Raw genomic sequence first — 26,250 nt, forward strand, 5'->3', positions numbered from 1 at the left:
TGTTCTGTTCCCCTACGTACCCTTTTCACCGCATACAGTCACCGCTCCCCCATGACCGTGGCTGGATAATCGCTTCATGGCCGCTGAATCCGCTCAGACGCTCGAACGCGGGCTCCGCCTGCTCAGGCTGCTTTCCGACGGGAAGGGCGGGCGGACCCCGACCGAACTGAGCGCGGAGCTGTCGTTGAGCCGCCCGGTGGTGTACCGGCTGCTGACGACCCTGCTCAACGAGGGGTTCGTGCGCCGCGACGACGAGGGCCGGGTGCATCTGGGGTTCGGGCTGCTCGCACTGGCGCGGGCCGTGCAGCCGCTGCTGCGCGCGGCGGCCCTGCCGACGCTGCGGCGGCTGGCCGAGCAGGTGGGCGCGACCGCGCACCTCACCGTGGCCGAGGGCGACGACGCGCTGGCCGTGGCGGTGGTCGAGCCGTCGTGGACGGACATGCACGTGGCCTACCGGGAGGGCGCCCGCCATCCGCTGGCGAAAGGCGCGGCCGGGCGGGCGATCCTGGCAGGTCGCGAGGGCGGGTCCGCATATCTGGTGACCGAGGGGCAGTTGGAGGAGGGAGCCCGGGGGGTGGCGGCGCCCGTCCTGGGGCTGCCCTGGTTGGAGGCCTCGGTCGGGGTGGTCACGTTCGGGCCGCTCGCGGAGTCCACCGGACCTCGCGTCGTCGAGGCCGCCGCCGAGCTTGCCGCCGCCCTGGGGTGACGGTTGACATCCGTCCGGGGATGACGGACGGTTGTCACGCATAGAGGACACATACGTCCGATAGTCGGACGACATGGGGAGGGGCGGATGCCGTACTACCGCGCCGTGGGCGAGGTGCCCCGCAAGCGCCATGTGCAGTTCAGGCGGCCCGACGGCGGTCTGTACGCCGAGGAGCTGATGGGCGAGGAGGGATTCTCGTCCGACTCGTCGCTGCTGTACCACCGCCACCTGCCGACCGCGATCGTCAAGGCCGAGGCCGTCGCGCCCACGGCCGACACGCGCCTGGAGCCCAACCTGCCGCTGTCGCCGCGCCACTTCCGCACCACGCAGCTCTCCAGCGCGGGCGACCTGGTGTCCGGGCGGATCCTGCTGGCGGGCAACGGCGACGTCCGGTTGTCGTACGCCACCAGCGACCGGCCCAGCGAGCTCTACCGCAACTCGATGGGCGACGAGTGCGTGTACGTCCAGGAGGGCACGGCCCGCTTCGAGTCCACGTACGGCGTGATCGAGGCCGGCATCGGCGACTACGTGGTCATCCCGACGGGCACCATCCACCGCTGGGTGCCGGTGGGGCGGGTCAGCGTGCTGGCCGTGGAGGCGTCCGGGCACATCAGGCCGCCCAAGCGCTACCTGTCGCAGTACGGGCAGTTCCTGGAGCACGCCCCCTACTGCGAGCGCGACCTGCGGGCGCCCGCCGAGCCGCTGCTCGCCGAGGGCGAGGAGGTGCCGGTGCTGGTGCGCACCAGGGGCGGGCTGACCCGGCTGGTCTACCGCCACCACCCGTTCGACGTGGTCGGCTGGGACGGCTACCTCTATCCGTACGCGTTCAACATCGACGACTTCGAGCCGATCGTGAAGAGGACGCACGCGCCCCCGCCCGTCCACCAGACGTTCGAGGGGCCCGGCTTCGTGATCTGCTCGTTCTGCCCGCGGCCGCTCGACTTCCACCCGGAGTCGGTGCCGATCCCGTACAACCACCACAACGTCGACTCCGACGAGTTCATGTTCTACGTAGGCGGCGACTACTCGGCGCGGAAGGGGTCGGGCATCGACGTGGGCTCGATCTCGCTGCACCCGGCCGGCTTCACGCACGGGCCGCAGCCCGGCGCGGTCGAGGCGGTGATCGACGCCGTCGCCAAGGGCGTCACCACCACCAGCGAGAAGGCGGTGATGGTCGACACCTTCCGCCCGCTCGACCTCGGGCAGGGCGCGCTCGCCTGCGAGGACCCCGGATACGCCTGGACTTGGTCACGATGACGCTCTACACCGCTCTGATCGACGACGCGGGCCTGTTCCCGCCGACGTCACTGCACATGTCCGACGCGCTGGACCGCCACCGGCGCAACCAGGAGCGGGGCAGCCGGGTGCTGACCCACCGCTTCCTCTGCCCGGCCAGCAGGCTCGGCCGGCTGCGCGCCGAGCAGTTCCGGCCGCGGTGGGTCGGGCTGATCCTCGACACCCCGGAGCTGCCGGACCTGACCGGCCTGCCCGTCGACATCGCGGAGGCCGAGCTGCCGCCCGAGCGTGGGGTGGAGGAGCTGGCCCGCGAGCTGCTCCGCGCGCTCCCCGGCGGGGTGCGGCTGTTCGTCGAGGTGCCGCCGGGGAAGTTCGTCCCCGACGTGCCCGAGGGCGTGGGCCTGAAGGTGCGCTGCGGCGGCGCCCGGGCCGAGGCGTTCCCGCCGGTGGAGCACCTCGCCTCCTTCATCAGGTTCTGCGTGGCCGCCGACATCCCGTTCAAGGCCACGGCCGGGCTGCACCACGCCGTGCGCCACTTCGACCCGACGCTCAGCGTCGACCGGCACGGCTTCCTCAACCTGCTGGTGGCCGTGTGCGAGGCCGTCGAGGGCCGCGACCCGGCACCCACCCTGCGCATCACCGACGTGGGCCAGCTCACGCGCATCGCGCGGGCCATCTCTGAGGAGACGGCGAAGCGGGCCAGGCAGCTCCTGGTCAGCTACGGCTCCTGCAGCACGACCACGCCGATGGACGACCTGAAGGCGCTGGGCCTGATCGAGGAGGACGAGTGAGCTGGGGACTGGACAACCTGCCCTACGGGGTCTTCTCCCGGCAGGGGGAGGCGCCCCGGGTCGGCGTCCGTTACGGCGACCGGGTGCTCGACCTGGCAGCGGCGCTGCACGACGAGGTGTTCGCCGCCCCCTCGCTCAACCCGTTCATGGCGCGCGGCCGCTCGGCCTGGCACGACACGCGCCGCCTGATCAGGAACAAGCTGTCCGGCGACCTCGCGGTGACCGAGCCGCACCTGGTCCCGCTGGAGCAGGTGCGGCTGCACATGCCGTTCGAGGTGGCCGACTACGTCGACTTCTACTGCTCGCTGGAGCACGCGAGCAACGTCGGGCGGATCTTCCGGCCCGACGCCGAGCCGCTCAAGCCGAACTGGCGCCACCTGCCGGTCGGCTACCACGGCAGGGCCGGCACGGTCGTGCCGTCCGGCACGCCGGTCCGGCGCCCGCACGGGCAGCTCCGGGCGGGGGTGTACGGGCCGACGGCCAAGCTCGACGTCGAGGCCGAGCTGGGGTTCGTGGTGGGCGTGCCGTCCGAGCTGGGCTCACCGGCCGGGGCCTTCGAGGACCACGTGTTCGGGGTGACGCTGGTCAACGACTGGAGCGCGCGCGACATCCAGGCGTTCGAGTACGTGCCGCTCGGGCCGTTCCTGGGCAAGTCGTTCGCGACCTCGATCTCGCCCTGGGTGACGCCGCTGGAGGCGCTGCCCAGGGTGCCGGGGCGGACGCAGGACCCGGAGCCGATCGACTACCTGCGCAGGAAGGACGACTGGGGGCTCGACATCACGCTGGAGGTCGAGCTCAACGGTGAGGTGATCTCCCGTCCGCCGTACCGGGACATGTACTGGACGCCGGACCAGATGCTCGCCCACCTCACCGTGAACGGCGCCTCGCTGCGCACCGGCGACCTGTTCGCGAGCGGCACCGTCTCCGGGGAGGCGCGCGAGGAGCGCGGCTCGCTCATCGAGCTCACCTGGAACGGGACCGACCCCGTCAAGCTGCGCAGCGGCGAGACCAGGACGTTCCTGCAGGACGGGGACGCGGTGACGATCCGCGCGACGGCGGGTGACGTCAGCCTCGGGGAGGTCTACGGAAAAGTCGGTTAAGTGACTCGGCGTGCTTACGTCGTGACTCCTCGCTAATCTTGGGGAACCCTTCCCCAGGAACATCAGGAGTGACATGCTGCGGCGTGCCGCGACGATCCGCCTGGCCGCCTTCCTCCTCCTCGCGGGCGGCTGCGGGGCCGTGCGGGCGGAGCCTCCGCCCCCGACCGTGGTGCAGGTCTCCCCGCCGCTCGGCGCCGCGCGCGCCCGTCCCGACCAGGGGCTCGTGGTGCGCGCCCAGGGCGGCCCGCTCCAGCGGGTCGTCGCCCACTCCGGCGGTGTCCCGGTACGCGGCGACCTCGACGCGGCGGGCACCACCTGGCGCTCCCGCTGGACGCTGAAGCCCGGCGCCGAATACGCGGTCACCGTGACCGCGGCGGGCCGCACCGTCGCCTCAGGCCGCTTCCGCACCCGCCCCGCCGGACGCGCGCTCCAGCTCACCGCCACCGCGCCGCTCCCCGGCGAGACCGTGGGCGTCGGCATGCCGGTCATCCTCGACTTCGGCTCCCCCGTACGCGACAAGGCCGCGGTGGAGCGCGCTCTGGAGGTCACGGCCGGACGGCCGGTCGAGGGCGCCTGGCGGTGGATCGGCGACACCCGGGCGGTCTACCGCACCCGGCGGTTCTGGCCCGCCGGGCAGCTCGTCACGGTCACCGCCCATCTGGCCGGCGTCCGGGCAGCCCCCGGCCTCCACGGCACCGCCGACCGGACGTTCGCCTTCACCGTGGGCCGCCACCAGGCCACCGAGATCGACGCCCGGACCCACCGCATGGTCGTCCGCCGCGACGGCCGCGCCGTGCGCCACATGGCGATCAGCGCCGGCATGGCCACCACCCGCGAATACACCACGACCAGCGGCGTCCACCTGACCATGGACAAGGGCCACCCGGTCCGCATGATCTCCCCCGGCCGCGACGAGGGCGACCCCGGCTACTACGACGTGATGATCGACCACGCCGTCCGCATCTCCGACAGCGGCGAGTACGTGCACGCCAAGGACAACGTGTGGGCCCAGGGCCGCCGCAACGTCAGCCACGGCTGCGTCAACGCCCGCCCCGACCAGGCCGCCTGGTTCTACGCCCATTCCCTCCGCGGCGACCCCGTCGTGATCACGGGCACCGACCGCGAGCTCGAATGGGACAACGGATGGGGGTTCTGGCAGCTCTCCTGGGAGAAATGGCGCGCCGGCAGCGCTCTTCTCGCACCCGGGCCTCTGCCGTAAGCGGAAATCCCGGATTACGGTGGTGAGAGGGAACGATGGCGCCGGCGGTCCCGTTATTCCTATAGGAGGGCCGGAGTATGGATGAATGGATCATCTGGGTAATTCTCGCAGTCGTCCTCGGTCTTGCCGAGATCTTCACGCTCACTGCCGCGCTCGGCCTCCTCGGTGTCGCCTCCCTGTTGACCGCCGGAGCCGCGGCCGTCGGCCTGCCGGTTCCGCTGCAGTTCCTCGTCTTCGCCCTGACGTCGACGGCCGGGCTGGTCGTGATCCGGCCCCTCGTCAAGCGTCACAACATCCGCCAGCCGCAGCTGACCAGGTTCGGCGTGGAGGCGCTCGTCGGCAAGCCCGCGTACGTTCTCGCGGAGGTGACGGGTCACGACGGCCGGATCCGCCTGGCCGGTGAGGAGTGGTCAGCGCGGGCGTATGACGAGACACTCGTGATCCCGACCGGTGCCACTGTCGACGTCATCGAAATCGACGGCGCCACCGCCCTCGTATATCCCCGGGAGTGAGATATGGATCCGCTGCTGCTGGTAGGGCTGTTCGTCATCCTGTTCGCGGTGTTCACCGTGCTGAAAGCGGTGCGCATCGTGCCCCAGGCCAGAGCGCGCAACGTCGAGCGGCTCGGCCGCTACAGCCGTACGCTCAAGCCGGGCCTCAACTTCGTCATCCCGTACATCGACCGCGTCTACCCGGTGATCGACCTGCGTGAGCAGGTCGTCTCGTTCCGCCCGCAGCCGGTCATCACCGAGGACAACCTGGTCGTCGAGATCGACACCGTGCTCTACTTCCAGGTCACCGACCCGCGCGCGGCCGCTTACGAGATCGCCAACTACATCCAGGCGGTCGAGCAGCTCACGGTGACCACCTTGCGTAACGTCGTCGGCTCGATGGACCTGGAGAGCACGCTCACCTCCCGCGACACCATCAACAGCCAGCTGCGCGGCGTCCTCGACGAGGCCACCGGCAAGTGGGGCATCAGGGTCAACCGGGTGGAGATCAAGGCGATCGACCCGCCCAAGACCATCAAGGACGCGATGGAGAAGCAGATGCGGGCCGAGCGTGACAAGCGCGCGGCGATCCTCACCGCCGAGGGCCAGCGCCAGTCGCAGATCCTCACCGCCGAAGGCGAGAAGCAGAGCCGCATCCTGCGCGCCGAGGGCACCCGCTCCGCCGCCATCCTGGAGGCCGAGGGTCAGTCGAGGGCCATCGACCAGGTGTTCCAGGCGGTCCACCGCAACGACCCCGACCCGAAGCTGCTCGCCTACCAGTACCTCCAGGTCCTGCCGCAGCTCGCCCAGGGCGAGGGCAACACGTTCTGGGTGATCCCCAGCGAGGTCACCTCGGCCCTGCAGGGCGTCTCCAAGGCCTTCACCGAGTCGCTCCCGCCCTCGGCGGCCACCCGCGAGGTCCCGAAGCCGTCGGAGATGGACGCCGAGATCGCCAACGCCGAGAAGGCCGCGGCGGAGGCGGTCGCCGACGCCCGGAGCGCCGAGCGGCCGACCGGCCCCCGCCAGCTCATGGAGGGCGCCCGGCAGCCGTCCCCGTTCCCCGACCTCGACAAGCAGCGCGACGAAGCCGAGCGCTGACCCTTCCCGGCCCGACCGCCCGCCGCGCCCGCGCCGGGCGGTCAGCGCCGGTCGTCGGCGAAGTACGCCACGAGTGACGGATCCAGGGGCGGGACATCGTAGGGGGCGCCCCCGTCGCGGAGCGACCGGGTGGCCATGTAGCCGGCCGCGACGCTCATGCGGGCCGCCACCGGAGAGGTGTCGACCGGCCCGCCCTCCCTGGCGAAGCGGGCGAACTCCTCGATGATGCGCGTGTCGGCGCCGCCGTGGGAGCCGGTGGCGTCGGGCACCCGGTACGTGATGTCGGCGTCGGGCCGGTAGCCGGTGGGGCCGGTGTTCCAGACCTTGACGGTGGCGCCCGGCCCGTCGCCGAAGTTCTCCAGGCGGCCCTCTGTGCCGATGACCGTGTAGTTGCGCACGTAGTCGGGCGTGAAGTGACACTGCTGGTAGGCGGCGATGACGCCGTTGTCGAGCACCATGTTCATGACCGAGACGTCCTCGACGTCCACCACGTGGTGGAGGTCCCGTTGGGCGGTGGGCGGCCAGGTGTGGTCACGCGGCCAGCCGTCGGGGCGGGGCGTGCCGGGCTCCCTGCGCGGCAGCCCGCCGTACACCATGAGGTCGCCGAAGGCGTTGACCCGGGTCGTGTAGCCGCCCGCGAGCCAGTGGACGACGTCCAGGTCGTGGGCGGCCTTCTGCAGCAGGAGCCCGGTGGTGCGGGTGCGGTCGGCGTGCCAGTCCTTGAAGTAGTAGTCGCCGCCGTAGCCGACGAAGTGGCGCACCCACACCGTCTTCGGCTCGCCGATGTCGCCCCGGCGGATGATGTCGCGCATCAGCCTGACGACGCCCATGTGGCGCATGTTGTGGCCGACGTACAGCCGGGTGCCGGTGTCGCGGGCGGCGCGCAGGACGGCGTCGCAGCCCTCGACGGTGATGGCCAGCGGCTTCTCCAGGTAGAGCGGCTTGCCCGCCTGGAGACACTCGACGGCGATGCTCTCGTGGGTGTCGTCGGGGGTCAGCACGATGATCGCGTCGAGGTCGTCGCGGCCGAGCAGGTCACGGTGGTCGGGACTGGTCACCGGGTCGCCGAAGCGGGCGGCCTCCCTCTTGAGGGTCTCCGGGTCCGTGTCGCAGACCGCGGCCACCACCGAACCCCGGCCCGGCCGGTGGGCGGCCTCGGCCAGGTTGACGCGCAGGCCGAGGCCGACGACTCCGAAACGCAGGTCCTTCACGGGTGCCCTTCCTCTGGGACGACGAGCCGGCCGGGAAGAATTATCCAACCTTTTTACGAAAAGAGCACCTGGTCCGCGTGGTCGAGCGCCATCCTGACGGCGCCCAGCGTCACGCACTCGCCGCCCAGGCCGGAGGCGGCCACCTCGGGCGGGTAGAGGCACCGGTCGTCGAAGTAGTCCTGGATCGGCTCGACCAGCAGCGCGCCGGCCCTCGCCAGGCTGCCGCCGATCACCACCAGCTCCGGGTCGAGCGGGTTGACGAGCGTGAGCAGGCCCTCCGCCAGGTGGACGGCGAAGGCCCTGACGGCGGCTCTCGCGCGCTCGTCGCCCTCCTCCGCCCTGGCCACGGCGAACTCGGCGGCCTGCCGGTGGGTGCGCAGCTCGCCCGGCTCGACGGCCATCGCGTAGTCGGCCAGATGCCGGAACGCCCGCCAGTGGTCGCCCGACTGACGCCCGATCTCGCCGGAGGCGGCGTGCGCGCCCCGGTGCGTCCGGCCCCCGATCAGCAGCCCCAGGCCGAGCCGGTCGCCGGCGAACAGGTAGACCACGTCGCTACGGCCCCGCGCCTCCCCGCGCCAGTGCTCGGCGAGCACCGCCAGCCGCATGTCGTTCTCCACCAGCACCGGCGCGGGCAGCCGGCGGCCCAGCTCGCCCCGCAGGTCGACGTCGCTCCAGCCGGGCAGCACCACGCTCTTGGTCACCCGCCCGGCGGCGTCGACCACGCCGGTCGTGCCGACGCCCACCGCGACCAGCTCGGCCACGGGCAGCCCCGCCTCGGCGCAGACGGCGTGGACCAGCTCCGCGACGGCGTCGAGCCGCTCGCGGGCGGACATCGCCGCGTGGTTGGGCACCCGGCGCGAGGCCACGATGGTCCCGCCCAGATCGGACACCATGGCGCGCAGCAGCGACGCGCCGATGCCCACGCCCGCCACATGGCCGGACGAGGCCCGGAACCTGAACCGCCTGGCCGGGCGGCCCCGCTGGCGCTCACCGGACTCCTCGCCGCACTCCTCCGCCCAGCCCGCGGCGATCAGGTCCTCGACGATGACCTCGGCCGTCGGCCTGGACACCCGGGCGCCCCTGGCCAGCTCCTGCAGCGTCGCCACCCGCGCCGCACGCAACTGGCGCAGGATGGCGGCGGAGTTGAGCCTGCGGAGGACGGAGGCGTCGCCGCTCTGCTGTCGCACCGGAGTTCCTCCACATGAGTCGGCCGGGGAGCCGACATCCTACTTAACCAACCTTCTTGCGTAATAGTGATCGCCGCTGACCTGCGGCGTGAAGCGGAGCTGTGGGGGCACTTAAGAACTCCTCGATGGACACGTCCGGCGGAGAGCGGGCACAGTGCGTAACGTTCGACTGGGGGGATGTTCGCCATGAAAGCACTGGTCAAGGAGAAGGCCGAGCCGGGCCTGTCGCTGGTCGAGGTACCCGAGCCCGAGGTGGGGCCGGGTGAGGTGAAGATCAGGGTGCTGAGGACCGGCATCTGCGGCACCGACCTACACATACAGAAATTCGATGATTGGGCGAGGCATACGCTGGAGCTTCCCCTCATCGTGGGACACGAGTTCTCCGGTCACGTCGTCGAGATCGCGCCGGGCGTCGAGGACATCGCCGTCGGCGACCTGGTCAGCGGCGAGGGCCACATCGTCTGCGGCAAGTGCCGCAACTGCATGGCCGGCCGCCGCCACCTGTGCCGCAACACCGTCGGCCTGGGCGTCAACCGCGACGGCGCGTTCGCCGAGTACGTGACGCTGCCCGCCACGAACGTGTGGGTGCACCGGGTGCCCGTCCATCCCGACGTGGCCGCCATCTTCGACCCGTTCGGCAACGCCGTGCACACCGCCCTGTCGTTCCCGCTGGTCGGCGAGGACGTGCTGATCACCGGCGCGGGCCCGATCGGCCTGATGGCCGCGGCCGTCGCCACCCACGTCGGCGCCCGCAACGTGGTCATCACCGACGTCAGCGACGAGCGGCTCGACCTGGCCGGCAAGCTCGGGGTCTCGCTGGCGGTGAACGTCTCCCGCGCCTCCCTGGCCGACGGCATGCGCCAGCTCGGCATGAAAGAGGGCTTCGACGTGGGCCTGGAGATGTCCGGCAGCCCGGCGGCGCTGCGCGAGATGATCGCCAGCATGACCCACGGCGGCAAGATCGCCATGCTCGGGCTGCCCGCCGAGGAGTTCGCCGTCGACTGGTCGACCGTGGTCATCTCGATGCTGACCATCAAGGGCGTGTACGGCCGGGAGATGTTCGAGACCTGGTACAACATGTCGGTCCTGATCGAGAAGGGCCTCGACCTCTCCCCCGTGATCACCGACCGCTTCCCGTACCACGCGTTCGAGACCGCCTTCGAGACGGCCGCGAGCGGCCGCACGGGCAAGGTCATTCTTGATTGGAGCGCTTGATGTTCACGAACGTACGCGACCAGCTGCGTGCGACGCTCGACGAGATCGCCGAGGCCGGGCTGCACAAGCCCGAGCGCGTCATCAGCACCCCGCAGAGCTCCCAGGTGAGCGTGGCGGGCCAGGAGGTGCTCAACTTCTGCGCCAACAACTACCTCGGCCTGGCCGACCATCCCGAGGTGATCGAGGCCGCCAAGCGGGCGCTGGACCGGTGGGGGTTCGGCATGGCCTCGGTGCGCTTCATCTGCGGCACCCAGGAGGTGCACAAGGAGCTCGAAGCCCGGCTGTCGGACTTCCTCGGCATGGAGGACACCGTCCTCTACAGCTCGTGCTTCGACGCCAACGGCGGCGTGTTCGAGACCCTGCTCGACGAGCGCGACGCGGTCATCTCCGACGCGCTCAACCACGCGAGCATCATCGACGGCATCCGCCTGTCCAAGGCCCGCCGCCACCGCTACGCCAACCGTGACATGGCCGAGCTGGAGGCCAGGCTGAAGGAGTCGTCGGACGCCCGCAGGCGGCTGATCGTCACCGACGGCGTGTTCTCCATGGACGGCTACCTCGCGCCGCTGGCCGACATCTGCGACCTCGCCGAACGCTACGACGCCATGGTCATGGTCGACGACTCCCACGCGGTCGGCTTCGTCGGCCCCACCGGGCGCGGCACCCCCGAGCTGCACGGGGTGACCGACCGGATCGACATCATCACCGGCACGCTCGGCAAGGCGCTCGGCGGCGCGTCCGGCGGCTACGTGTCCGGCCGCCGGGAGATCTGCGAGCTGCTGCGCCAGCGCTCCCGCCCGTACCTGTTCTCCAACTCGCTCGCCCCGGCCATCGCCGCCACCTCGCTGCGCATCCTCGACCTGCTGGAGACCACCAGCGAGGCGCGCGAGCGGCTGCGGGCCAACACCGAGCGGTTCCGGGGGCGGATGACCGAGGCCGGGTTCGACATCCTGCCCGGCGACCACCCGATCGTCCCGGTGATGATCGGCGACGCCGCCGAGGCCGGGGCCATGGCCGAGCGCCTGCTGGAGCTGGGCGTCTACGTGATCGGCTTCTCCTACCCGGTGGTGCCGCACGGCATGGCCCGCATCCGCGTCCAGCTCTCGGCCGCCCACTCCGAGTCGGACGTGGACCGCGCGGTGGACGCGTTCATCCGCGCCCGAGGCTGAGGCGGTTACGCACCCCCGGCCGCCCGCGGTGGAGGCGTATCCTCGCGGCGTGATAGACACGCGGCGGTTGCGCACGCTCCAGGCGGTGGCCGACCACGGCACGGTCACCGCCGCTGCCGCCGCCCTGCACCTCACCCCGTCCGCCGTGTCGCAGCAGCTCGCCGCGCTGGAGCACGAGGTCGGCCACCGGCTGTTCATCCGCGACGGCCGCGGCGTCCACCTCACCGCCGTCGGCAAGATCATGCTGGGACACGCCGACGAGGTCCTGGCCCAGCTCGAACGCGCCCGCGCCGAGGTCGCCGACTACACCGCGGGCGCCGCGGGCGAGGTGACCGTGGCCTGCTTCGCCACCGCGATCAGCGCCGTGCTCGCCCCCGCGATCACGGCCCTGCGCGCCTCCGCGCCCGGCCTCCAGGTACGGGTACGCGACGCGGAGGGCGACCAGTCCCTGACGATGCTCCTCGACAGCGAGGCCGACGTGGCGATCGCGGTCGAGTACCGGGGCGCCCCCGACGACCGGCGCCTGTCCCGGGTCCCGCTGTACGCCGAGCCCTTCGACCTCGTCCTGCCCGAGACGCACCCGCTGGCCGGCCGGGACGCCCCGCCGGGGCCCGAGGCCCACCCGCCGGCGGTGGAGCGGCCCGACCTTCAGACCGAGACGCACCCGCCGACCGGCACTTCGCTGGCCGCGCTCGCCGATGAGACCTGGATCGGCCCGTACCCGGGGAACCCGGTGCACGACGTGATCGCCTTCGCTTGCGAGCAGGCCGGTTTCACCCCCCGATTCGCCCACTGCTCGGACGACTTCCGCGCCGTGGTCGCCCTGGTGGCCGCCGGGGCGGGCGTCGCCCTGGTGCCCCGGCTGGCCCTGCGCGACATGGCCCAGCCGGGCGTCGCGATCCGCCACGTGCCGGGCCCGGAACGCCGCGTCTTCGCCGCCGTCCGCCGCGGCGCCGAGTCCCACCCTCTGCTCCGGCCGCTGCTCGCCACCCTCCGCGACCTCACGACCTCGTTCACCCCTGACGGGAACGACCGCTCACAGGGCTAGCCGGGCCAGTTTGTCGGGGTTCAGGATGCCGTACACCTCGCTGATCCGGTTCTGGTCCTCGGCCATGACGACGACCAGCACCGCGTACGGCAGGCCGTCGGAGAAGAGCGCCGCGGTGGGCGGGCCGTCCTGGGCGGACCAGTACACCGTCGTCTCCAGGCCGACCGGCGCGACCGCCGCCAGCAGCCTGCTCACCCGATCGCTGCCGGTGACCGGACGCAGGGCGGCCTTGACGCGTCCGCCGCCGTCCGTGCGCAGTGTCACGTCCGGAGCCAGCACCTCCATCAGGCCGGCGATGCTCCCGCCCAGGGCGGCGTCGAGGAAGCGCTCCGCGACGGCCTGGGCGGCGGCCCGCTCCTCGGGGAACCGCGGACGGCGGGCCTCGACGTGTTCGCGGGCCCGGTGGACGAGCTGGCGGACGGCGGCGGGAGAGCGGCCGAGGATACGGGCGACCTCGGCGTGCCGGAAGCCGAACGCCTCGTACAGGATGAACGCCGCCCGCTCCAGCGGCGAGAGCGTCTCCAGCACCACCATCAGCCCGTAAGTCACCTCCTGGGCGCGGGCCACGTCCTCGACCGGGTCCGGGCCGGGCTCCGGCAGCCAGGGGCCGACGTACTCGTGGTGGAGGCGGTCGCGTTCGTCCAGGGCCAGGCGGGTGACGACGCGGACAAGGTAGGCGCGGGGGTTGTCCACCCGGGCGTGGTCCACGCCATGCCAGCGCAGCCAGGTCTCCTGCACCACGTCCTCGGCGTCGCCGGCGCTGCCCAGGATGTCGAAGGCGATGCTGAACAGCAGGTTGCGGTGCGTGTGAAAGGGGTCGCCGGTCATCGGGCGGCGTGCTCGCCGACGCGCAGCGCGCGCAGGGCGTGCCCGGCGGCCGTGATCGCGCTGTTGACGGAGATCTCGCCGCGCATCCCGGGCGCCGCCACCATGTCGCCCGCCAGGAACACGCCGTGGCCCCGGTCGATCGCGGGACGGTCGCGCCAGGTCATGCCGGGCAGGTCGAGCGCGCCCGTACGGTGCCTGGCCGCGCCGGAGCGCCGCCAGGTCACGCGCCCGCGCCAGCCGGGCACCGCCAGATCGGCCAGCGCCTCCACCCGCCGGGTCGCCTCGGCCCTGGTCTCGCCGCGGCGGATCGGCATGTCGATCTGGAACAGCGTCTCCCCCTGGGGCGCGGCCGTGGGGTCCTGCATGGAGTAGCTCTCGTGGAAGCCGCCGTCGTCCAGGTCCCAGCAGATGAAGCGGTCGCCCCGTGCCGAGCGCACGGCCAGGTCCAGCATCACGCAGTCGCCGCTCTCCCAGCGCAGCGTGTCGTCGCCGAGCAGGAGCCGCGCCGACGACAGCTCGGTCGCGACGATCGTCGGCTCTCCCGGCAGCTCGGTCACGCGAGAGCCCAGCTCGACGCGTACGCCGAGGTCGCGGGCGCGGGCGGCGAGCCGGTCGATCACCGCCTGCCAGCCGCCGATCACCCACCGGACCGCCGGCAGGCGCGGGGTGAACACCCGGCGCAGTAGACCCCACACGAACGCCGCCGACAACCGCCCCGTGTCGGCGTCGTACGTCACCACGCTGATCGCGTTGGCGGCCACCCGGGCCGTGCGCTCGCCGTACGACCTGGACGCCCAGGTGTGGAAGTCCATCTCGACCGGCGCCGTCCTGGGCCCCGTCGCCATCATCCGCAGGAACCCCGCCGGGGGCAGCAGCCGCATCCGGCCGTCCCGTACGAACCCCATCCGGTAATCACGCACCGCCGGTCTGCCCAGCCCGTCGACCAGGCCCCGCTCCCGCAACCACGCCCAGTGCGGCCCGTCGGCGTAGAACACGTGAGCGCCCTCATGAACCAGGTACGGCCCGGCGATCGCCCGCCCCCGCCCGCCGAGCGTCCTGTGCGCCTCGTGCAGCGTCACCTCCGCCCCCGCCTCCGCGCAGACGACGGCCGCCACCAGCCCGGCCAGCCCGCCGCCGACCACCACGATCTTCTTCGTCACGTTCCTCCCCTTTCCTCACATCATGAGAAGGAAAAGGCACCGCGGATGTGACATCCTCAGCCCGCCCGGGTGACGGCGTCGGCGAAGCGGGTGTAGCGGTCGCGTTCCTCTTCGACGGGCTGGAGCACGTACTCCTGCCCCACCCTGCCGATGGCCTCGCGCAGCGCCTTGGAAGCCTTGCGGGCGCGGCGACGGCCGCCGAGCCAGGCGGCCACCCTGGACAGCAGGGCGATGAGCACCCCGGCCAGCGCGCCGCCGAGCAGCAGCACGGTCGGCCAGGGCACCTCGCCCGCGGTCGGCAGGGGCGGCTCGGGCAGGCGCAGGTAGCCCAGCGCGAACAGCCCGCCCAGCCAGAGCGCCCCCGCCAGCAGGGCCGCGAACACGAGCCACTGCAACACGTTCACCGCCCGCCACCAGCGGGGCCGCCGGGTCGCTCCCAGGGAGGTGCGGCCGACGGCCTTGTCCACGGCGTCGGCCAGCTCCGCCGAGCGCGAGCGCGCCGCCTGCCGCACTGACGCCGCCCACGCGCCCGGCAGCCCGGCGGCGGCCGACTCGCCGACGTCCCTGATCGCGGTCTCGACCTGCGCCCGCTGCACGGCGGACGCCTCGGGTACGGAGGTGCGGCCCACCAACTCGCGGTCCGGGGAGGACGCGGGCGCGGCCACCCCGATCCGCAGCCGCCGCAACGGGTCGGGCCGGAACCGCCGCACCCACCGGGTGACGGGCCACCCGGTGGCGACCACGGCCCGGTGCCGGTGCCCCTTCGCCACGGCCTCCACCACGACCGGCACCCCGGCGGCCCGCGACAGCGCGGCCACCAGGCGCCCTTCCAGCCCCGTGATGTCTCCGGACACCGCCGGCAACGCCGCCTGCCCGTCCGGCGCGCTTCTCAGCGGCCCGCCACCTCCTCGGGCCTCGATCCCGGCCCAGGAGCCGGTCTCGGCCTGATGGTGCGGTGCGTCCGGGGGTACGGCGCCGTCGGCCGGTCCCGTGTCAAGGGCGAGCGTCCCTTCTCCGGCAGACCCTTCGGTCCGTCCGCGCGGGCCGCCGGAAGTGTGACCGCTCGTACGGGGAAGGGCCGACGAGGCGGTGGTCAGGTGGCTGGCGGCGGTGGTGACGTCGGCGGCGAGGCGGGCGGACCAGGAGGCGCGGTCCGCGACCCGGGTGGACAGGAGGGTGCGCAGTTCGGCCAGGCCGGCGCCCGTCCGGGCCGACACTCCGAGGACCGGGACGCCGGTGAGGCCGTCGGCGTCGAGGAGGCGGCGCAGGTCCTTGAGGCAGCGGTCCGCCGCGCCCGGCGGGAGGCGGTCGATCTGGTTGAGCACGACCACCATGACGTCCCGGTGCCCCGCCAGCGGTCGCAGGTAGCGCTCATGGATGGCGGCGTCGGCGTACTTCTGCGGATCCAGCACCCACACCAGCAGGTCGACCAGCTCCACCAGCCGGTCCACCTCCAGCCGGTGGGACAGCCGGATCGAGTCGTGGTCGGGCAGGTCGAGCAGGACCAGGCCGGACAGGTCGTCGACGGCGGACGCGGAGTGGCGGTGCGGGACGTCGAGCCAGTCGAGCAGCGGCCCGGCTCCCGCGCCGTCCCACAGCGCCGCCTGGGCGGTCGACGTGGTGGGCCGGGTGACGCCGACGGCGGCCAGGTCCGTGCCGGTCATGGCGTTGAACAGCGACGACTTGCCGCTGCCGGTCGCCCCGGCGAGCGCGGCCACCGTGTGCTCGACGGACAGCCGGCGCCGCGCCCCCGCCCGGTCGGCCACCGCGCGCGCCGCCGCGACGGCCTCCGCCGGCAGCCGCCCCTCGCCCAGTTCGGCCGCCTCCAGCAGCGCGGCCAGCCGCGAGTCCAGCGAAGGCCGCTCCTTGCGGCGTAGCAGCTTCACCGCCCGTCCCCTCCCTCGGACGTCCGCGCCCGCGGCGACCCGCCAGGATCAGAACCACCACCGGGAGACTCCCGGAGTCCCGCGCCGCCCGCCTCAGAACCACCGCCGGGAGACTCCCGGAATTCCGCGCCGCCCGCCTCAGAACCACCGCCGGGAGACTCCCGGGGTCCCGTCCCGGACGGGTCGGGGCCACCCTCGGGAGGGAGCCCCGTCCCGGACGGGTCGGCCGCGGGGCGGGCCTTCTCGGAGGGCGGGCCCTCCAGGTCACGGTCCCGCCGACCAGATGGGAGCTCCGTCCGGTGGTCGCGGATCGTACGGGCCGCGTCCAGCAGGGCGGTGGCCGTGCCGCGCGACGGCTCCAGCGGCTCCAGGACGGACAGGAAACGGGCCGCCTCCTCGTCCATCAGCCCCCGCACCCGCTCCCGCAGGTCCTCCCGGGCGCGGATGGTGAGCGTGCGCACCGCCTGGTCGCCGAAGATCGCCTCCAGCAGCTTCTGCGACAGCACGGTGGTGCCGCCCGCGATCCCCACCTCGATCCCGGTCAGCCCGCCCGTCGAGGCGAACACGGCCAGCATCAGCAGCAGCCCCGCCCCGTTCACGCCGAACGACGCCGCGCGCGCCGTGGTCCGCCTCTCCGCGCCTTCCTCCCGTACGAGGTCGAGCACGAACTCCTGCCAGCCGCGCACCGCCAGCTCGGTCCGCTTGCCCAGGTCGGGGGCGGCGCGGCCGAGCCGGGCCGACTCGATCGCGCCGAGCCGGTCGAGCAGCCCGGCGCCGCCGGGCGCGGCCGACCAGCCTTCGAGCGCCCGCTCGGCGGCGGCGTCGGCGGATCCCCTGATGAGCGCCTCGACGCCGCTCTCCAGCGCGTCCCTGAGCCGGTTCTCGGGCACCTGGCCGGTGAAGAAGCCGACGATCCGGTCGCGCAGCCACCCCACCCGGCTCTCCAGGGAGCGCATGAAGTCGCCGGTGCCGATGAAGTCCTGCCAGCGGGCCAGCACCTCGCCGCGGAGCAGCGACCCGTCGCGCATGCCCTCGTCGAAGTCCGCCATCCCGCCCGCGTAGGCGCCGTCGACCACGTCGCGCAGCGTGCCGAAGCCGGCCTCCTGCCGCTCGACCGCGCCGGCCAGCGCGGGGACGCGGACGGCGAGGCTGTCGAGCGCGCCCGACAGCGTCTGCCGTACGACGCGGGCGCGTTCGGCGGCGTCGGCGGCGAGCCCGGAGAGCCAGGCGGCGATCGGGGCGACGGCGTCGGCGGGCAGGCGGGCCTTCTCCGAGGGCAGCGGCGCCTCGGGCACGGTGAACAGGCGGGTGCCGTCGAGCCCGTTCTCGGTCAGCAGGCGCTCCAGGTCGCGGGCGACCGGCCCCGCGGCCTCGGCAGGCACCCGGTCGAGCACGACGGCGAGCGCGGTGCTGCGCTCGCGGGCGGTGCGCAGGAAGCTCCACGGCACCTCGTCGGCGTAGCGGGCGGCGGTGGTGACGAACAGCCACAGGTCCGCGGCGGCCAGGAGCTGCGCGGCCAGCTCGCGGTTGGCGGTCACCACGGAGTCGATGTCCGGCGCGTCCAGCAGCGCCAGCCCGGCGCCGAGCGCCTCGGACGTCACCACCCGGAGCGCGCCGGGGCCGGAGCCGGTGGCGCGGGACATGCCGGGCAGCACGTTCTGGCCCATGAACCAGTCGCGGTCGGCCGGGTTGGCGACCAGGGTCGGCACCAGCGTGGTCGGCCGCAGCACCCCCGGCTCGGCCACGTCGGCCCCGACCAGCGAGTTGACCAGCGTGGACTTGCCCGCCCCGGTGGAGCCGCCGACCACGGCGAGCAGCGGGGCGTCGATCGCCCGCAGCCGCGGCAGCAGGTAGTCGTCGAGCTGGCCGGTCAGCTCCTTGAGCGCGCGCCGGTCGCCCGCCGCCTCGCCGATCGCCAGCGGGAACAGCTCCCGGTCCAGCGTCCCGCGCAGTCGCTGGAGCGCGCTCAACAGGTCCATACCGTCAAGCTAGCCCGAGGGCGGCTCCCTTAACACGTATCCGACGCTGCGCAGCGTGTGGATGAGCCGCGGCTCCACGTCGTCGACCTTGCGCCGGAGATAGGACACGTACGATTCGACCACCCCGGCGTCGCCGCCGAAGTCGTAGTTCCACACGTGGTCGAGGATCTGCGCCTTCGACACCACCCGGCCGGCGTTGGCCATGAAGTAGTGCAGCAGCTTGAACTCGGTCGGCGACAGCCGCACCTGGCGGCCGGCCCGCCACACCTCGCGCGCCTCCTCGTCCAGCTCCAGGTCGGCCACCTTGAGCCGGCTCGCGGGCGCGCCCTCGCCCCGGGTGCGGCGCAGCACCGCGCGGATGCGCGCCTGGACCTCCTCCAGGCTGAACGGCTTGGTCACGTAGTCGTCGCCCACCCGCAGCCCGGCGATCTTGTCTTCGGTGGCGTCGCGGGCGGTCAGGAACAGCACCGGCGCGTCGATCCGCCTGGCCACCTCGAACCCGTCGAGGTCCGGCAGCATGACGTCGAGCACCACCAGGTCGGGGCCGGTCCGCTTGGCGACCTCGACGGCCTCGTTGCCGTCGGCGGCGGTGACCACCTCGAACCCGGAGAAACGCAGGCTCGCCGAGAGCAGGTCCCTGATGCTGGGCTCGTCGTCCACCACCATGATCAGCGCCTCGGGTTTGCTCACCCTCTCAGGGTGGCCCAGTGACCTGAGGAAACGCTGAAGGCTCACTCCAAGGCGAGTGGGAGTTCGACCCGGAAGGTGGCGCCCTCGCCGGGCGCGCTCCGCGCCACGACCGTGCCGCCGTGCGCCTGCACGAGCGCCTGCACGATGGCCAGGCCGAGCCCGCTGCCCCGGTCCTCGCCCGAACGCCGCCTGGACCTGGCCGAGTCGGCCCGGTAGAAGCGCTCGAAGACCCGGTCCACCTGGTCGGGGCTGAGTCCGGGCCCCTTGTCGGCCACTTCCAGGAAGACCGTCCCGTCGCCGGCGCCGACCCGCACGGTGATCGGGGTGCCCTCCTCGGTGTGGATGAGCGCGTTGGAGGTCAGGTTGCCGACCACCTGGCGCAGCCGCACCTCGTCGCCGGAGACGATGAGCGCGGCGCCGCCGACGACGTCCAGGTCGATCTGCCGGTCGGGGGCGAGGATGCGCGCCTCCTGCACCGCGTCGGCTGCCAGCGCCAGCATGTCCACCGGGCGCATCTTGAGCGGGCGGTGCTGGTCCACCTGGGCGAGCAGCAGCAGGTCGTCCACGAGCAGGGTCATCCGGCCGGCCGCGTTCTCCACCCGCTGCATCAGCTCGGCCGGGTCGGCGCCGGGGTTCTGGCGGGCGTACTCGGCGAAGCCGCGGATCGAGGTGAGCGGGGTGCGCAGCTCGTGCGAGGCGTCGGTGACGAACTGCCGCATCCGGTCCTCGGAACGCCTGGCGGCCTCCTCCGAGGCCGAGCGCGCCGCGAACGCGCTCTCGATCTGGGCGAGCATCCCGTTGAGCGCCGTGGCCAGCCGCCCGACCTCGGTGCGCGAGTCGCCGTCGGGCACCCGGCGGCCCAGCTCGCCCGCGGCGATGGTGCCGGCGGTGCGCTCGATCTCGACCAGCGGCCGCATGCTGCGCCGCACGATGGTGACGCCCACCACGGCCAGGATGAGCACGATGCCGCCGCCGCCCAGCAGCTCGATGAAGACGAGCCGCCGGGTGATCTCGTTGACCTCGGTCAGGTCGGTGGCGACCACGAACGTGCCGTACGGGGTGGCGGTCTCGCGCACCCTCCACTCGCCGGGGCCGCTCACGGCGGGCGCGGTGTAGACGCCGGGCCCCGGCGAGTCCTCCAGCTGCGGCTTGGGCTTCTGGTCGACGTCGCGGTCGCCCTGGGCGGGGGTCAGCCCGCCGTACGGGTCGCGCAGCAGCACGATCGTGTCCGACTCGATGAGCAGCGGCTTCTCGGACGTCTGCCTGCCCTGCTCGCGCCGCTCGGCGTCGATGATCAGCCGTTTCTGGACCCGTACCGAGATCAGGTTGACCTGGCCGTCGACGCGGTCCATCAGGTAGCCGTGCAGGACCGAGACGCTCACCACGCCGATGAACGACATGCCGATGCCGAGCAGCGCCAGCATCGAGGCCATGAGCTTGATCCGGAGCGGCAGCCGGCCCGACCTGGCCATCAGCCGCTCGGCGGCAACCGCAGGACGTATCCGACGCCGCGCAGGGTGTGGATGAGCCGCGGACTGCGATTGTCGATCTTACGGCGGAGCACCGAGACGTAGGACTCGACGATGCCGACCTCGCCGCGGAAGTCGTAGTCCCACACGTGGCCGAGGATCTGCGGCTTGGACAGCACCCGTCCGGCGTTCGTCATGAAGTAGCGCAGCAGCTTGAACTCGGTCGGCGACAGCGCGACGGCGTGGCCGCCGCGCCACACCTCGTGGCTCTCCTCGTCCAGCTCTATGTCGGCGAACGTCAGCCTGGGCGGTGGCGGCTGCGCGTCGCCGCTGGTACGGCGGAGCACGGCGTGGATCCTGGCCACGACCTCTTCCAGGCTGAACGGCTTGGTCACGTAGTCGTCGCCGCCGATCGTCAGCCCGCGGATCTTGTCCTCGGTCTCGTCCTTGGCCGTCAGGAAAACCACGGGCGTGTACATGCCGCCGCTCCGCAGCCGCCGCACGATCTCGAAGCCGTCCAGGTCGGGCAGCATGACGTCGAGCACCACGAGGTCCGGGCGTTGCCGTTGGACCGCGGCGACCGTGTCGGCGCCGCTCTTGGCGGTGGACACGTCGAAGCCCGCGAACCTCAGGCTCGCGGCGAGGAGTTCGAGGATGTTCGGGTCGTCTTCGACGATCAACAGGCGCGCTTCCATCACCATCAAGGATGCACTCATCGGGAGGGTGCCGGAACAATTCCGGCAATGTGCTGGGCGATGGCCAGGCTCGACGTGGCAGCGGGGGAAGGCGCGTTCCGTACGAGGACGACGTTCCCGTGCACGTCCACCGCGAAGTCGTCCACCAGCGAGCCGTCGCGCGCCACCGCCTGCGCGCGCACGCCGCCCGCGGCGCGCCGCAGGTCATCGGCGGTGAGCTCGGGGACGTAGCGGCGCGCGGCCTCGGTGAAGGCGCTCTTGACCAGCGAGCCGTAGACCTCCTTGACGCCGGTGCGCCAGTGGCGGCGGGCCAGGCGGAGGGTGCCGGGCCAGGCGAGAATCTGAGGAAAATTACGAAAATTTCGCCATGTATACCCTTCGTACGCGCCCGCCAGCACCGCGTTCGGCCCCACCAGCACCTCCCCGCCGACGTGCCGGGTGAGGTGCACCCCGAGGAACGGGTAGCGCGGGTCGGGCACCGGGTAGATGAGCCCGCGCACCAGGTCCCTCGCCGCCCCCCGGAGCGCGTAGTACTCGCCGCGGAACGGCACGATGCGCACCGAGCCCGGCCGGCCCGCCATCGCGGCCACCGCGTCCGTGCCGAGCCCGGCGCAGACCACCAGCCGGTCGAAGGCGAACCTGCCCGTCCCCGCCACCACCTCCACGCCCCTGGACGTCTCCCTGATGCCCCTGACCGGATGCCGCAGCCGTACCGAGCCGCCCAGCTCCGCCACGTCGAGCGCGAGCCGGCGCGCGACCGCGGGGAAGTCGGCGATCGCGGTGTGCGGCGAGTGGATCGCCGCCACGCCGACCGCGTGCGGCTCCACCTCGCGCAGCCCGAGCGCGTCCAGCTCGGTGATGCCGGGCACGCCGTTGGCCCTGGCCCGCTCCGCCAGCGCGGCCAGCCGCGGCCGCTCCGCCCGGGTGGCGGCCACCACGAGCTTGCCGACCTCCTCGTACGGGAGCGCGTGCCGCGCGCAGTAATCCTTCAGCAGCGCCACGCCCTCGCGGCAGAGCCTGGCCTTCAGCGAGCCGGGCGGGTAGTAGATGCCCGCGTGCACGACCCCGCTGTTGTGGCCGGTCTGGTGGGCCCCGACGCGGCCCTCCTTCTCCAGCACGGTCACCTCGGCGCCCCTGGTGGCGGCCAGTTCGCGAGCGACCGCCAGGCCGACGATCCCGGCCCCCACGACTCCGATCTTCTCCGTCACGTGGTGAATGTATCCAAAACGGGGCGTCCACCTCGCCCTAGGGAGGCGAATCGAACGTGAGTACGATGAAGGCATGTATGTCCCGCCCGAATGGCCCGCCGAGGTGCGACCGCCCAGCGTGCCCGACTGGGAGAGGTCGGCCGTCGCCTGGCTCCTCGACGCCGTACCGCCCGACTACCGGGCCTACGAGGTGCTGAGGCGGCATCCGGTCGCGCTCGCCCGGATGGCCCGCCACCACGTCGGCTCCGCGGTCGAGGCGGCCCGCGCGGGCTACCGGGGGGCGGCGGTCGACCTCAAGGGCCACCTGCCGCCGCACGCCATCGAGGCGGTCCTCGACACCTACCGCCAGGAGGGCCCCCGCCTGGTGCGCCTGGCCCGCTCGATCGAGGCCGTCGAGCGGGCCCTGCGCGGCGACATGTTCACCGCCGGCATGCGTCCGTAGCGGCCCTCAGCGCGTGATGCGCGCCAGGAACGTGATGGCGCCGATCGCCAGCGCCGCCGCCCCCAGCCAGATCAGCACGTTCAGCCCTGTCAGCCCGCCGCCCGCCTGCTCGGCCGCCGCGGTGGTGCCCTGCGCGCGGGGCCGCTCGGACGGCGTGGGCGAGGGCGTGGGCGTCGCGGCGGCCGGCAACGGCACCCTGTGGACGGGGCTGCGCACCCCCTCCGACCCGGTCAGCAGGGCCGTGCCGTCCCGGGTGTACGCGATGGACTCGGCCTGCCTGAGCTCCGGCATCGGCACCTTGGCGATCATCTTGCCGGACGGCTCGTACAGGGTCGCGGAGAAGTACGTGCGGATCACGTACGACGAGCCGTCGGGCGCGTACGCGGCGTCGGTGGCCATGATCGGCGCGCTCCCGATCCTGCGCAGCGTGTTGGTCCTGTCGGTACGCAGCTTCTTGGGGGCGACGTAGACCCCGCCGGCGAACTCCTTGGTCACGACGTGGAGCCGTCCGGTCCTGGGGTTCACCATGATGCCCTCGGCGTTCCTGGCCCCGTCGGCGTAGCGGAACCGGTAGCGGACGGCGGGCAGGGTGGCGTCGGCGAGCGTGCGCGGCTCCATCACCTTGTAGACGGAGACGTCGGGCCACGCCCCGTCGAGGTTGTCGCCGATGTCGGCGAACCACAGCACCCCGCGCCCGGTCTCGGGGTCCTTGACCGCCGCCATGGCCTCCCAGTCTCGCGCCTCGGCCCCCCGCAGCCGGAAGGTGGCCTTGGTCCTGCCGTCGGCCCCGACCGCGTAGAACTCCGGCTGCGCCGAGCTGTCGTTGTGGGTGTAGTAGACGTCGTCGTGGGTGGGCGAGACGGCCAGCCCGCTGGACTCGGTGATGCGCGGGTCGCGGAAGGTGAACAACCGCTCCCCGTCGTCGGCCGCGGCCGCCGCCGGAGGCAGCACGGCCAGGGCGGCCAGCGCCACCCCGAGCATCCTGATCAGCAGTCCCCCCACGCCGCCATCATGCCCCAACCGCCACGCATCCCCGGCCGCCGAGCCCAGGAACCCGCCGCACGTACATCAGCCATTCGTCCGGCAGCGACCGCCCAACCGCCCTGCATCGGCGCGGCCGGCACCGCCCACCCGCGCGCTGTGCCGGTGGAACCCGGTGGCCTGGAGGACGGCCAGCAGCAGGTTGCCCACGAGCATGGCGACCCACAGCCCGGTGACCCCCCAGGTCGCGGCCACGGGCACGGCGGCCAGCGCGAGCAGCCCGTAGCCGGCGGCGAAGTACGCCAGGCTGGCCCCCGTCCGCTTCAGCCCCGTCAGGCCGAAGCCCTGCACGGCCTGGACCGAGTCGGCCATCGAGGACAGCAGCATGAGCGGCAGGAGCGCCAGCGCCACGCCGCGCACGGCGGGATCGCCGGTGAACAGCCCCAGCACCGGGCCGCCCAGCGCCAGCAGCGTCAGCGCGGCGAGCGTGGTGCCGCCGACGGCGAGCAGGGCCGCGGCGCGGTTGGCGCGGCGCGCCGAGGCGACGGTGGCGGCGCGCGACACCTCGGGCACCGACGCCTGCCCGACCGCCATGGCGGCGAGCACGATGAACCCGGTGAGCGTGGCCAGCACCGCGTGCGCGGCGGCGTCGCGGGCGCCGGTGATGCCGGCCGCGAACGTGATCACGCCCAGCGCGCCGAACTTGATCAGCACCGTCGCCGCCAGCGGCAGGCTCACCGCGGCCAGCCGGGCGATCTCCCGCGGCCTCGGCCTGCCCCGGCCGACCGGACGGCCAAGGGCCCGGCGCAGCGCCAGGTCGCCGACGCCGACCAGGGTCAGCCCCGACAACGTCCAGGCCACCCCGACACCGGTCAGCCCGAGCGGCGGCACCAGCGCGACGGCCAGCACGATCATCACCGCCGTGCTCGCCAGGCTCGCCCACAGCACGCCCCGGCTGCGCCCGATGGCCACCAGCACGGCGGTTGCGCCGCCGCCCGCGGCGTAGATCACCAGGTAGAGGGCGAGCAGCCAGGGCAGCACCCCCAGCTCGGCCACCACCTCGGCGGGCACCCCGGCGGCCCCGGCCAGCGCGGGCACGCCCAGCACCGCCAGCGCGCCCGCCAGGCCCACGAACAGGCTCAGCCACCGGGCGTCGCGCAGCACCGGCAGCACCGCGTCGGGGTCGTCGCGGTGCGGGGCGACGAACGGCGCGAGCCCGCGTAACGCGCCCGCGACGGCCGTGGACGCGGGGGTGAGCACGGCGGTCATGACGGCGAAGGCGGCGAGCGTGACGGTGGCGTGGCGGCCGAGCACGGCGGTGACCACGACCGAGCCGAGCAGGTTGGTGACCATCGAGAGGAACAGCGGCACCGAAGCGCGCACCAGCCCCGAGAACACGGCCCCAACCCTATGGCCTGGAGCGCACTCCAGGTACCTAGTGTGGAAAGCATGGACTACGTGAACCTCGGGCGCAGCGGCCTCCGGGTCAGCCCGCTCTGCCTCGGCACCATGAACTTCGGCCCGCACACCTCCGAAGAAGACTCGTTCGCGATCATGGACAGGGCTCACGAGCTGGGCCTCAACTTCTTCGACACGGCCAACGTCTACGGCTGGAAGAAGGGCGAGGGCATCACCGAGAACATCCTGGGCCGGTGGTTCGCCCAGGGAGACGGCCGCCGTGAGAGAACGGTGATCGCCACCAAGCTCTACGGCGACATGGGCGACTGGCCCAACGAGAGCAGGCTGTCGGCGCTCAACATCCGCCGGGCCTGCGACGCCTCGCTCAAGCGCATGCAGACCGACTACATCGACATCTACCAGGCCCACCACGTCGACCGGCGCACGCCGTTCGACGAGTTCTGGGAGGCGATGGAGGTGCTGCGCCAGCAGGGCAAGATCCTGTACGTCGGCTCGTCCAACTTCGCCGGCTGGCACATCGCCAAGGCGCAGGAGACGGCGGCCCGGCGCGGCTTCTTCGGCCTCGTCAGCGAGCAGAGCCACTACAACCTGCTGACCAGGGCGGTCGAGCTGGAGGTGCTGCCCGCGTGCGAGGACTACGGCCTGGGCGTCATCCCGTGGAGCCCGCTGGCCGGCGGCCTGCTCGGCGGCGTCCTGCGCAAGATCGACAAGGGCCGCTCGGCCGCCGACCGCATGCTCACGGAGCTGGAGAAGCACCGCGACAAGATCGAGCGGTACGAGAAGCTCTGCGACGAGCTGGGCGAGGACCCCGCGCACGTCGGGCTGGCCTGGCTGCTGAAGCAGCCCGCGGTGACCGCGCCGATCATCGGCCCGCGCACCCTGGAGCAGCTCGACGGCACCATGCGCACGCTCGAGATCGAGCTCGACGACGAGGCGCTGGCCAAGCTGGACGAGATCTTCCCGGGCCACCGCACCGCGCCGGAGGACTACGCCTGGTAGGGCGTCAGGTCACCAGCGCGCCG

24 protein-coding genes are annotated in these 26,250 nt (G+C 72.9%); 12 read left to right on the plus strand and 12 right to left on the minus strand.

Features of this window, described 5'->3' with window-relative positions; genetic code table 11:
• Positions 1-76 precede the first annotated feature (76 nt).
• The 7 genes from AB0K05_RS30200 (at position 77) to AB0K05_RS30230 (ending at position 6,641) form a co-directional block, all read left to right on the plus strand.
• Positions 77-706, plus strand: a complete 630-nt coding sequence (locus AB0K05_RS30200) for a helix-turn-helix domain-containing protein (protein ID WP_364233609.1) — start codon at positions 77-79, stop codon at positions 704-706.
• 87 nt (positions 707-793) lie between these two features.
• The gene (locus tag AB0K05_RS30205; protein ID WP_271277492.1) at positions 794-1,963 is read left to right on the plus strand and encodes a homogentisate 1,2-dioxygenase domain-containing protein; all 1,170 of its coding nucleotides are present in this window, start codon (positions 794-796) and stop codon (positions 1,961-1,963) included.
• Positions 1,960-2,733: a hypothetical protein gene (locus AB0K05_RS30210; protein ID WP_219550135.1), complete on the plus strand. Its 774-nt coding sequence runs from the start codon at positions 1,960-1,962 to the stop codon at positions 2,731-2,733. The genes AB0K05_RS30205 and AB0K05_RS30210 overlap by 4 nt, the downstream gene beginning before the upstream one ends.
• Positions 2,730-3,833, plus strand: coding sequence for a fumarylacetoacetase (fahA, locus tag AB0K05_RS30215; protein WP_148035089.1), 1,104 nt, complete (start codon positions 2,730-2,732; stop codon positions 3,831-3,833). Before AB0K05_RS30210 ends, fahA begins: the two co-directional genes overlap by 4 nt.
• A gap of 73 nt (positions 3,834-3,906) precedes the next feature.
• The gene (locus AB0K05_RS30220; protein WP_364233613.1) at positions 3,907-5,052 is read left to right on the plus strand and encodes an Ig-like domain-containing protein; all 1,146 of its coding nucleotides are present in this window, start codon (positions 3,907-3,909) and stop codon (positions 5,050-5,052) included.
• 77 nt (positions 5,053-5,129) lie between these two features.
• The gene (locus AB0K05_RS30225; RefSeq protein ID WP_148035090.1) at positions 5,130-5,564 is read left to right on the plus strand and encodes an NfeD family protein; all 435 of its coding nucleotides are present in this window, start codon (positions 5,130-5,132) and stop codon (positions 5,562-5,564) included.
• Positions 5,565-5,567: 3 nt separating this feature from the next.
• Positions 5,568-6,641 carry an SPFH domain-containing protein gene (locus AB0K05_RS30230; protein WP_148035091.1) on the plus strand — a complete coding sequence of 358 codons (1,074 nt, stop codon included), beginning with the start codon at positions 5,568-5,570 and terminating at the stop codon, positions 6,639-6,641.
• 41 nt (positions 6,642-6,682) lie between these two features.
• On the opposite strand, the gene AB0K05_RS30235 is transcribed toward AB0K05_RS30230, so the two are convergent.
• Both AB0K05_RS30235 and AB0K05_RS30240 read right to left on the minus strand, forming a co-directional pair.
• The gene (locus AB0K05_RS30235) at positions 6,683-7,852 is read right to left on the minus strand and encodes a Gfo/Idh/MocA family oxidoreductase (RefSeq protein WP_364233616.1); all 1,170 of its coding nucleotides are present in this window, start codon (positions 7,850-7,852) and stop codon (positions 6,683-6,685) included.
• A 53-nt stretch (positions 7,853-7,905) separates the two neighbouring features.
• Positions 7,906-9,039, minus strand: a complete 1,134-nt coding sequence (locus AB0K05_RS30240) for an ROK family protein (RefSeq protein WP_364233618.1) — start codon at positions 9,037-9,039, stop codon at positions 7,906-7,908.
• A gap of 186 nt (positions 9,040-9,225) precedes the next feature.
• Between AB0K05_RS30240 and tdh the strand changes: the two genes are divergently transcribed.
• From tdh to AB0K05_RS30255, 3 genes are read left to right on the plus strand one after another with little or no spacing between them, the layout of a single operon-like run.
• Positions 9,226-10,254 (plus strand): L-threonine 3-dehydrogenase, encoded by a 1,029-nt coding sequence (gene tdh / locus AB0K05_RS30245; RefSeq protein ID WP_364233620.1) that lies wholly within the window; start codon positions 9,226-9,228, stop codon positions 10,252-10,254.
• Positions 10,254-11,423, plus strand: a complete 1,170-nt coding sequence (locus AB0K05_RS30250; RefSeq protein WP_364233622.1) for a glycine C-acetyltransferase — start codon at positions 10,254-10,256, stop codon at positions 11,421-11,423. The genes tdh and AB0K05_RS30250 overlap by 1 nt, the downstream gene beginning before the upstream one ends.
• A 49-nt stretch (positions 11,424-11,472) precedes the next feature.
• Positions 11,473-12,471 carry a LysR substrate-binding domain-containing protein gene (locus AB0K05_RS30255; RefSeq protein WP_364233625.1) on the plus strand — a complete coding sequence of 333 codons (999 nt, stop codon included), beginning with the start codon at positions 11,473-11,475 and terminating at the stop codon, positions 12,469-12,471.
• Here the strand turns inward: AB0K05_RS30255 and AB0K05_RS30260 are convergent.
• From AB0K05_RS30260 to lhgO, 8 genes are all read right to left on the minus strand, one after another.
• A complete protein-coding gene (locus tag AB0K05_RS30260) occupies positions 12,460-13,299 on the minus strand; it encodes a sigma-70 family RNA polymerase sigma factor (protein ID WP_364233628.1) in 840 nt (279 codons plus the stop codon). The two genes, AB0K05_RS30255 and AB0K05_RS30260, sit on opposite strands and share 12 nt — an antisense overlap.
• On the minus strand, positions 13,296-14,459 hold the full coding sequence (locus AB0K05_RS30265; RefSeq protein ID WP_364233630.1) for an FAD-dependent oxidoreductase: 1,164 nt from the start codon (positions 14,457-14,459) through the stop codon (positions 13,296-13,298). Before AB0K05_RS30265 ends, AB0K05_RS30260 begins: the two co-directional genes overlap by 4 nt.
• Positions 14,460-14,515: 56 nt before the next feature.
• On the minus strand, positions 14,516-16,345 hold the full coding sequence (locus AB0K05_RS30270) for a YfjP family GTPase (protein WP_364233633.1): 1,830 nt from the start codon (positions 16,343-16,345) through the stop codon (positions 14,516-14,518).
• Positions 16,342-18,324: an ABC transporter gene (locus AB0K05_RS30275; protein ID WP_364233636.1), complete on the minus strand. Its 1,983-nt coding sequence runs from the start codon at positions 18,322-18,324 to the stop codon at positions 16,342-16,344. The genes AB0K05_RS30270 and AB0K05_RS30275 overlap by 4 nt, the downstream gene beginning before the upstream one ends.
• Before the next feature lie 9 nt (positions 18,325-18,333).
• Entirely contained in the window at positions 18,334-18,990 is a 657-nt protein-coding gene (locus AB0K05_RS30280) for a response regulator transcription factor (protein ID WP_148037095.1), read from the minus strand.
• 65 nt (positions 18,991-19,055) lie between these two features.
• A complete protein-coding gene (locus tag AB0K05_RS30285; protein ID WP_148035100.1) occupies positions 19,056-20,486 on the minus strand; it encodes a HAMP domain-containing sensor histidine kinase in 1,431 nt (476 codons plus the stop codon).
• Positions 20,486-21,178 (minus strand): response regulator transcription factor, encoded by a 693-nt coding sequence (locus tag AB0K05_RS30290; protein WP_364233638.1) that lies wholly within the window; start codon positions 21,176-21,178, stop codon positions 20,486-20,488. Before AB0K05_RS30290 ends, AB0K05_RS30285 begins: the two co-directional genes overlap by 1 nt.
• Positions 21,179-21,195: 17 nt before the next feature.
• Entirely contained in the window at positions 21,196-22,386 is a 1,191-nt protein-coding gene (gene lhgO / locus AB0K05_RS30295; protein WP_364233640.1) for an L-2-hydroxyglutarate oxidase, read from the minus strand.
• A gap of 73 nt (positions 22,387-22,459) precedes the next feature.
• Between lhgO and AB0K05_RS30300 the strand changes: the two genes are divergently transcribed.
• Positions 22,460-22,828, plus strand: coding sequence for a hypothetical protein (locus AB0K05_RS30300; protein WP_148035103.1), 369 nt, complete (start codon positions 22,460-22,462; stop codon positions 22,826-22,828).
• Positions 22,829-22,834: 6 nt separating this feature from the next.
• Here AB0K05_RS30300 and AB0K05_RS30305 read toward each other — a convergent pair whose 3' ends face one another.
• Together AB0K05_RS30305 and AB0K05_RS30310 are read right to left on the minus strand one after the other, a co-directional pair.
• Entirely contained in the window at positions 22,835-23,830 is a 996-nt protein-coding gene (locus AB0K05_RS30305) for a hypothetical protein (RefSeq protein ID WP_364233643.1), read from the minus strand.
• Positions 23,831-23,896: 66 nt separating this feature from the next.
• Positions 23,897-25,207, minus strand: a complete 1,311-nt coding sequence (locus AB0K05_RS30310; RefSeq protein WP_364233646.1) for an MATE family efflux transporter — start codon at positions 25,205-25,207, stop codon at positions 23,897-23,899.
• Between the two features lie 51 nt (positions 25,208-25,258).
• On the opposite strand from AB0K05_RS30310, the gene AB0K05_RS30315 reads away from it, so the two are divergent.
• Entirely contained in the window at positions 25,259-26,227 is a 969-nt protein-coding gene (locus tag AB0K05_RS30315; protein ID WP_148035108.1) for an aldo/keto reductase, read from the plus strand.
• Positions 26,228-26,250: the final 23 nt, after the last annotated feature.

The organism is Nonomuraea sp. NPDC049486 (assembly GCF_040676925.1).
Lineage (GTDB): Bacteria > Actinomycetota > Actinomycetes > Streptosporangiales > Streptosporangiaceae > Nonomuraea > Nonomuraea ferruginea.

Excerpts from the sequence above, each read along its gene's own strand:
- AB0K05_RS30230 (WP_148035091.1), top strand. The coding sequence starts at position 5,568 with ATGGATCCGCTGCTGCTGGTAGGGCTGTTCGTCATCCTGTTCGCGGTG.
- AB0K05_RS30225 (WP_148035090.1), top strand. The coding sequence starts at position 5,130 with ATGGATGAATGGATCATCTGGGTAATTCTCGCAGTCGTCCTCGGTCTT.
- AB0K05_RS30315 (WP_148035108.1), top strand. The coding sequence starts at position 25,259 with ATGGACTACGTGAACCTCGGGCGCAGCGGCCTCCGGGTCAGCCCGCTC.
- AB0K05_RS30290 (WP_364233638.1), bottom strand. The coding sequence starts at position 21,178 with ATGGAAGCGCGCCTGTTGATCGTCGAAGACGACCCGAACATCCTCGAA.
- AB0K05_RS30250 (WP_364233622.1), top strand. The coding sequence starts at position 10,254 with ATGTTCACGAACGTACGCGACCAGCTGCGTGCGACGCTCGACGAGATC.
- AB0K05_RS30260 (WP_364233628.1), bottom strand. The coding sequence starts at position 13,299 with ATGACCGGCGACCCCTTTCACACGCACCGCAACCTGCTGTTCAGCATC.
- tdh (WP_364233620.1), top strand. The coding sequence starts at position 9,226 with ATGAAAGCACTGGTCAAGGAGAAGGCCGAGCCGGGCCTGTCGCTGGTC.
- AB0K05_RS30220 (WP_364233613.1), top strand. The coding sequence starts at position 3,907 with ATGCTGCGGCGTGCCGCGACGATCCGCCTGGCCGCCTTCCTCCTCCTC.
- AB0K05_RS30275 (WP_364233636.1), bottom strand. The coding sequence starts at position 18,324 with ATGGACCTGTTGAGCGCGCTCCAGCGACTGCGCGGGACGCTGGACCGG.
- AB0K05_RS30200 (WP_364233609.1), top strand. The coding sequence starts at position 77 with ATGGCCGCTGAATCCGCTCAGACGCTCGAACGCGGGCTCCGCCTGCTC.
- AB0K05_RS30300 (WP_148035103.1), top strand. The coding sequence starts at position 22,460 with ATGTATGTCCCGCCCGAATGGCCCGCCGAGGTGCGACCGCCCAGCGTG.
- AB0K05_RS30285 (WP_148035100.1), bottom strand. The coding sequence starts at position 20,486 with ATGGCCAGGTCGGGCCGGCTGCCGCTCCGGATCAAGCTCATGGCCTCG.
- AB0K05_RS30280 (WP_148037095.1), bottom strand. The coding sequence starts at position 18,990 with ATGGTGGTGGACGACGAGCCCAGCATCAGGGACCTGCTCTCGGCGAGC.
- AB0K05_RS30210 (WP_219550135.1), top strand. The coding sequence starts at position 1,960 with ATGACGCTCTACACCGCTCTGATCGACGACGCGGGCCTGTTCCCGCCG.
- AB0K05_RS30205 (WP_271277492.1), top strand. The coding sequence starts at position 794 with ATGCCGTACTACCGCGCCGTGGGCGAGGTGCCCCGCAAGCGCCATGTG.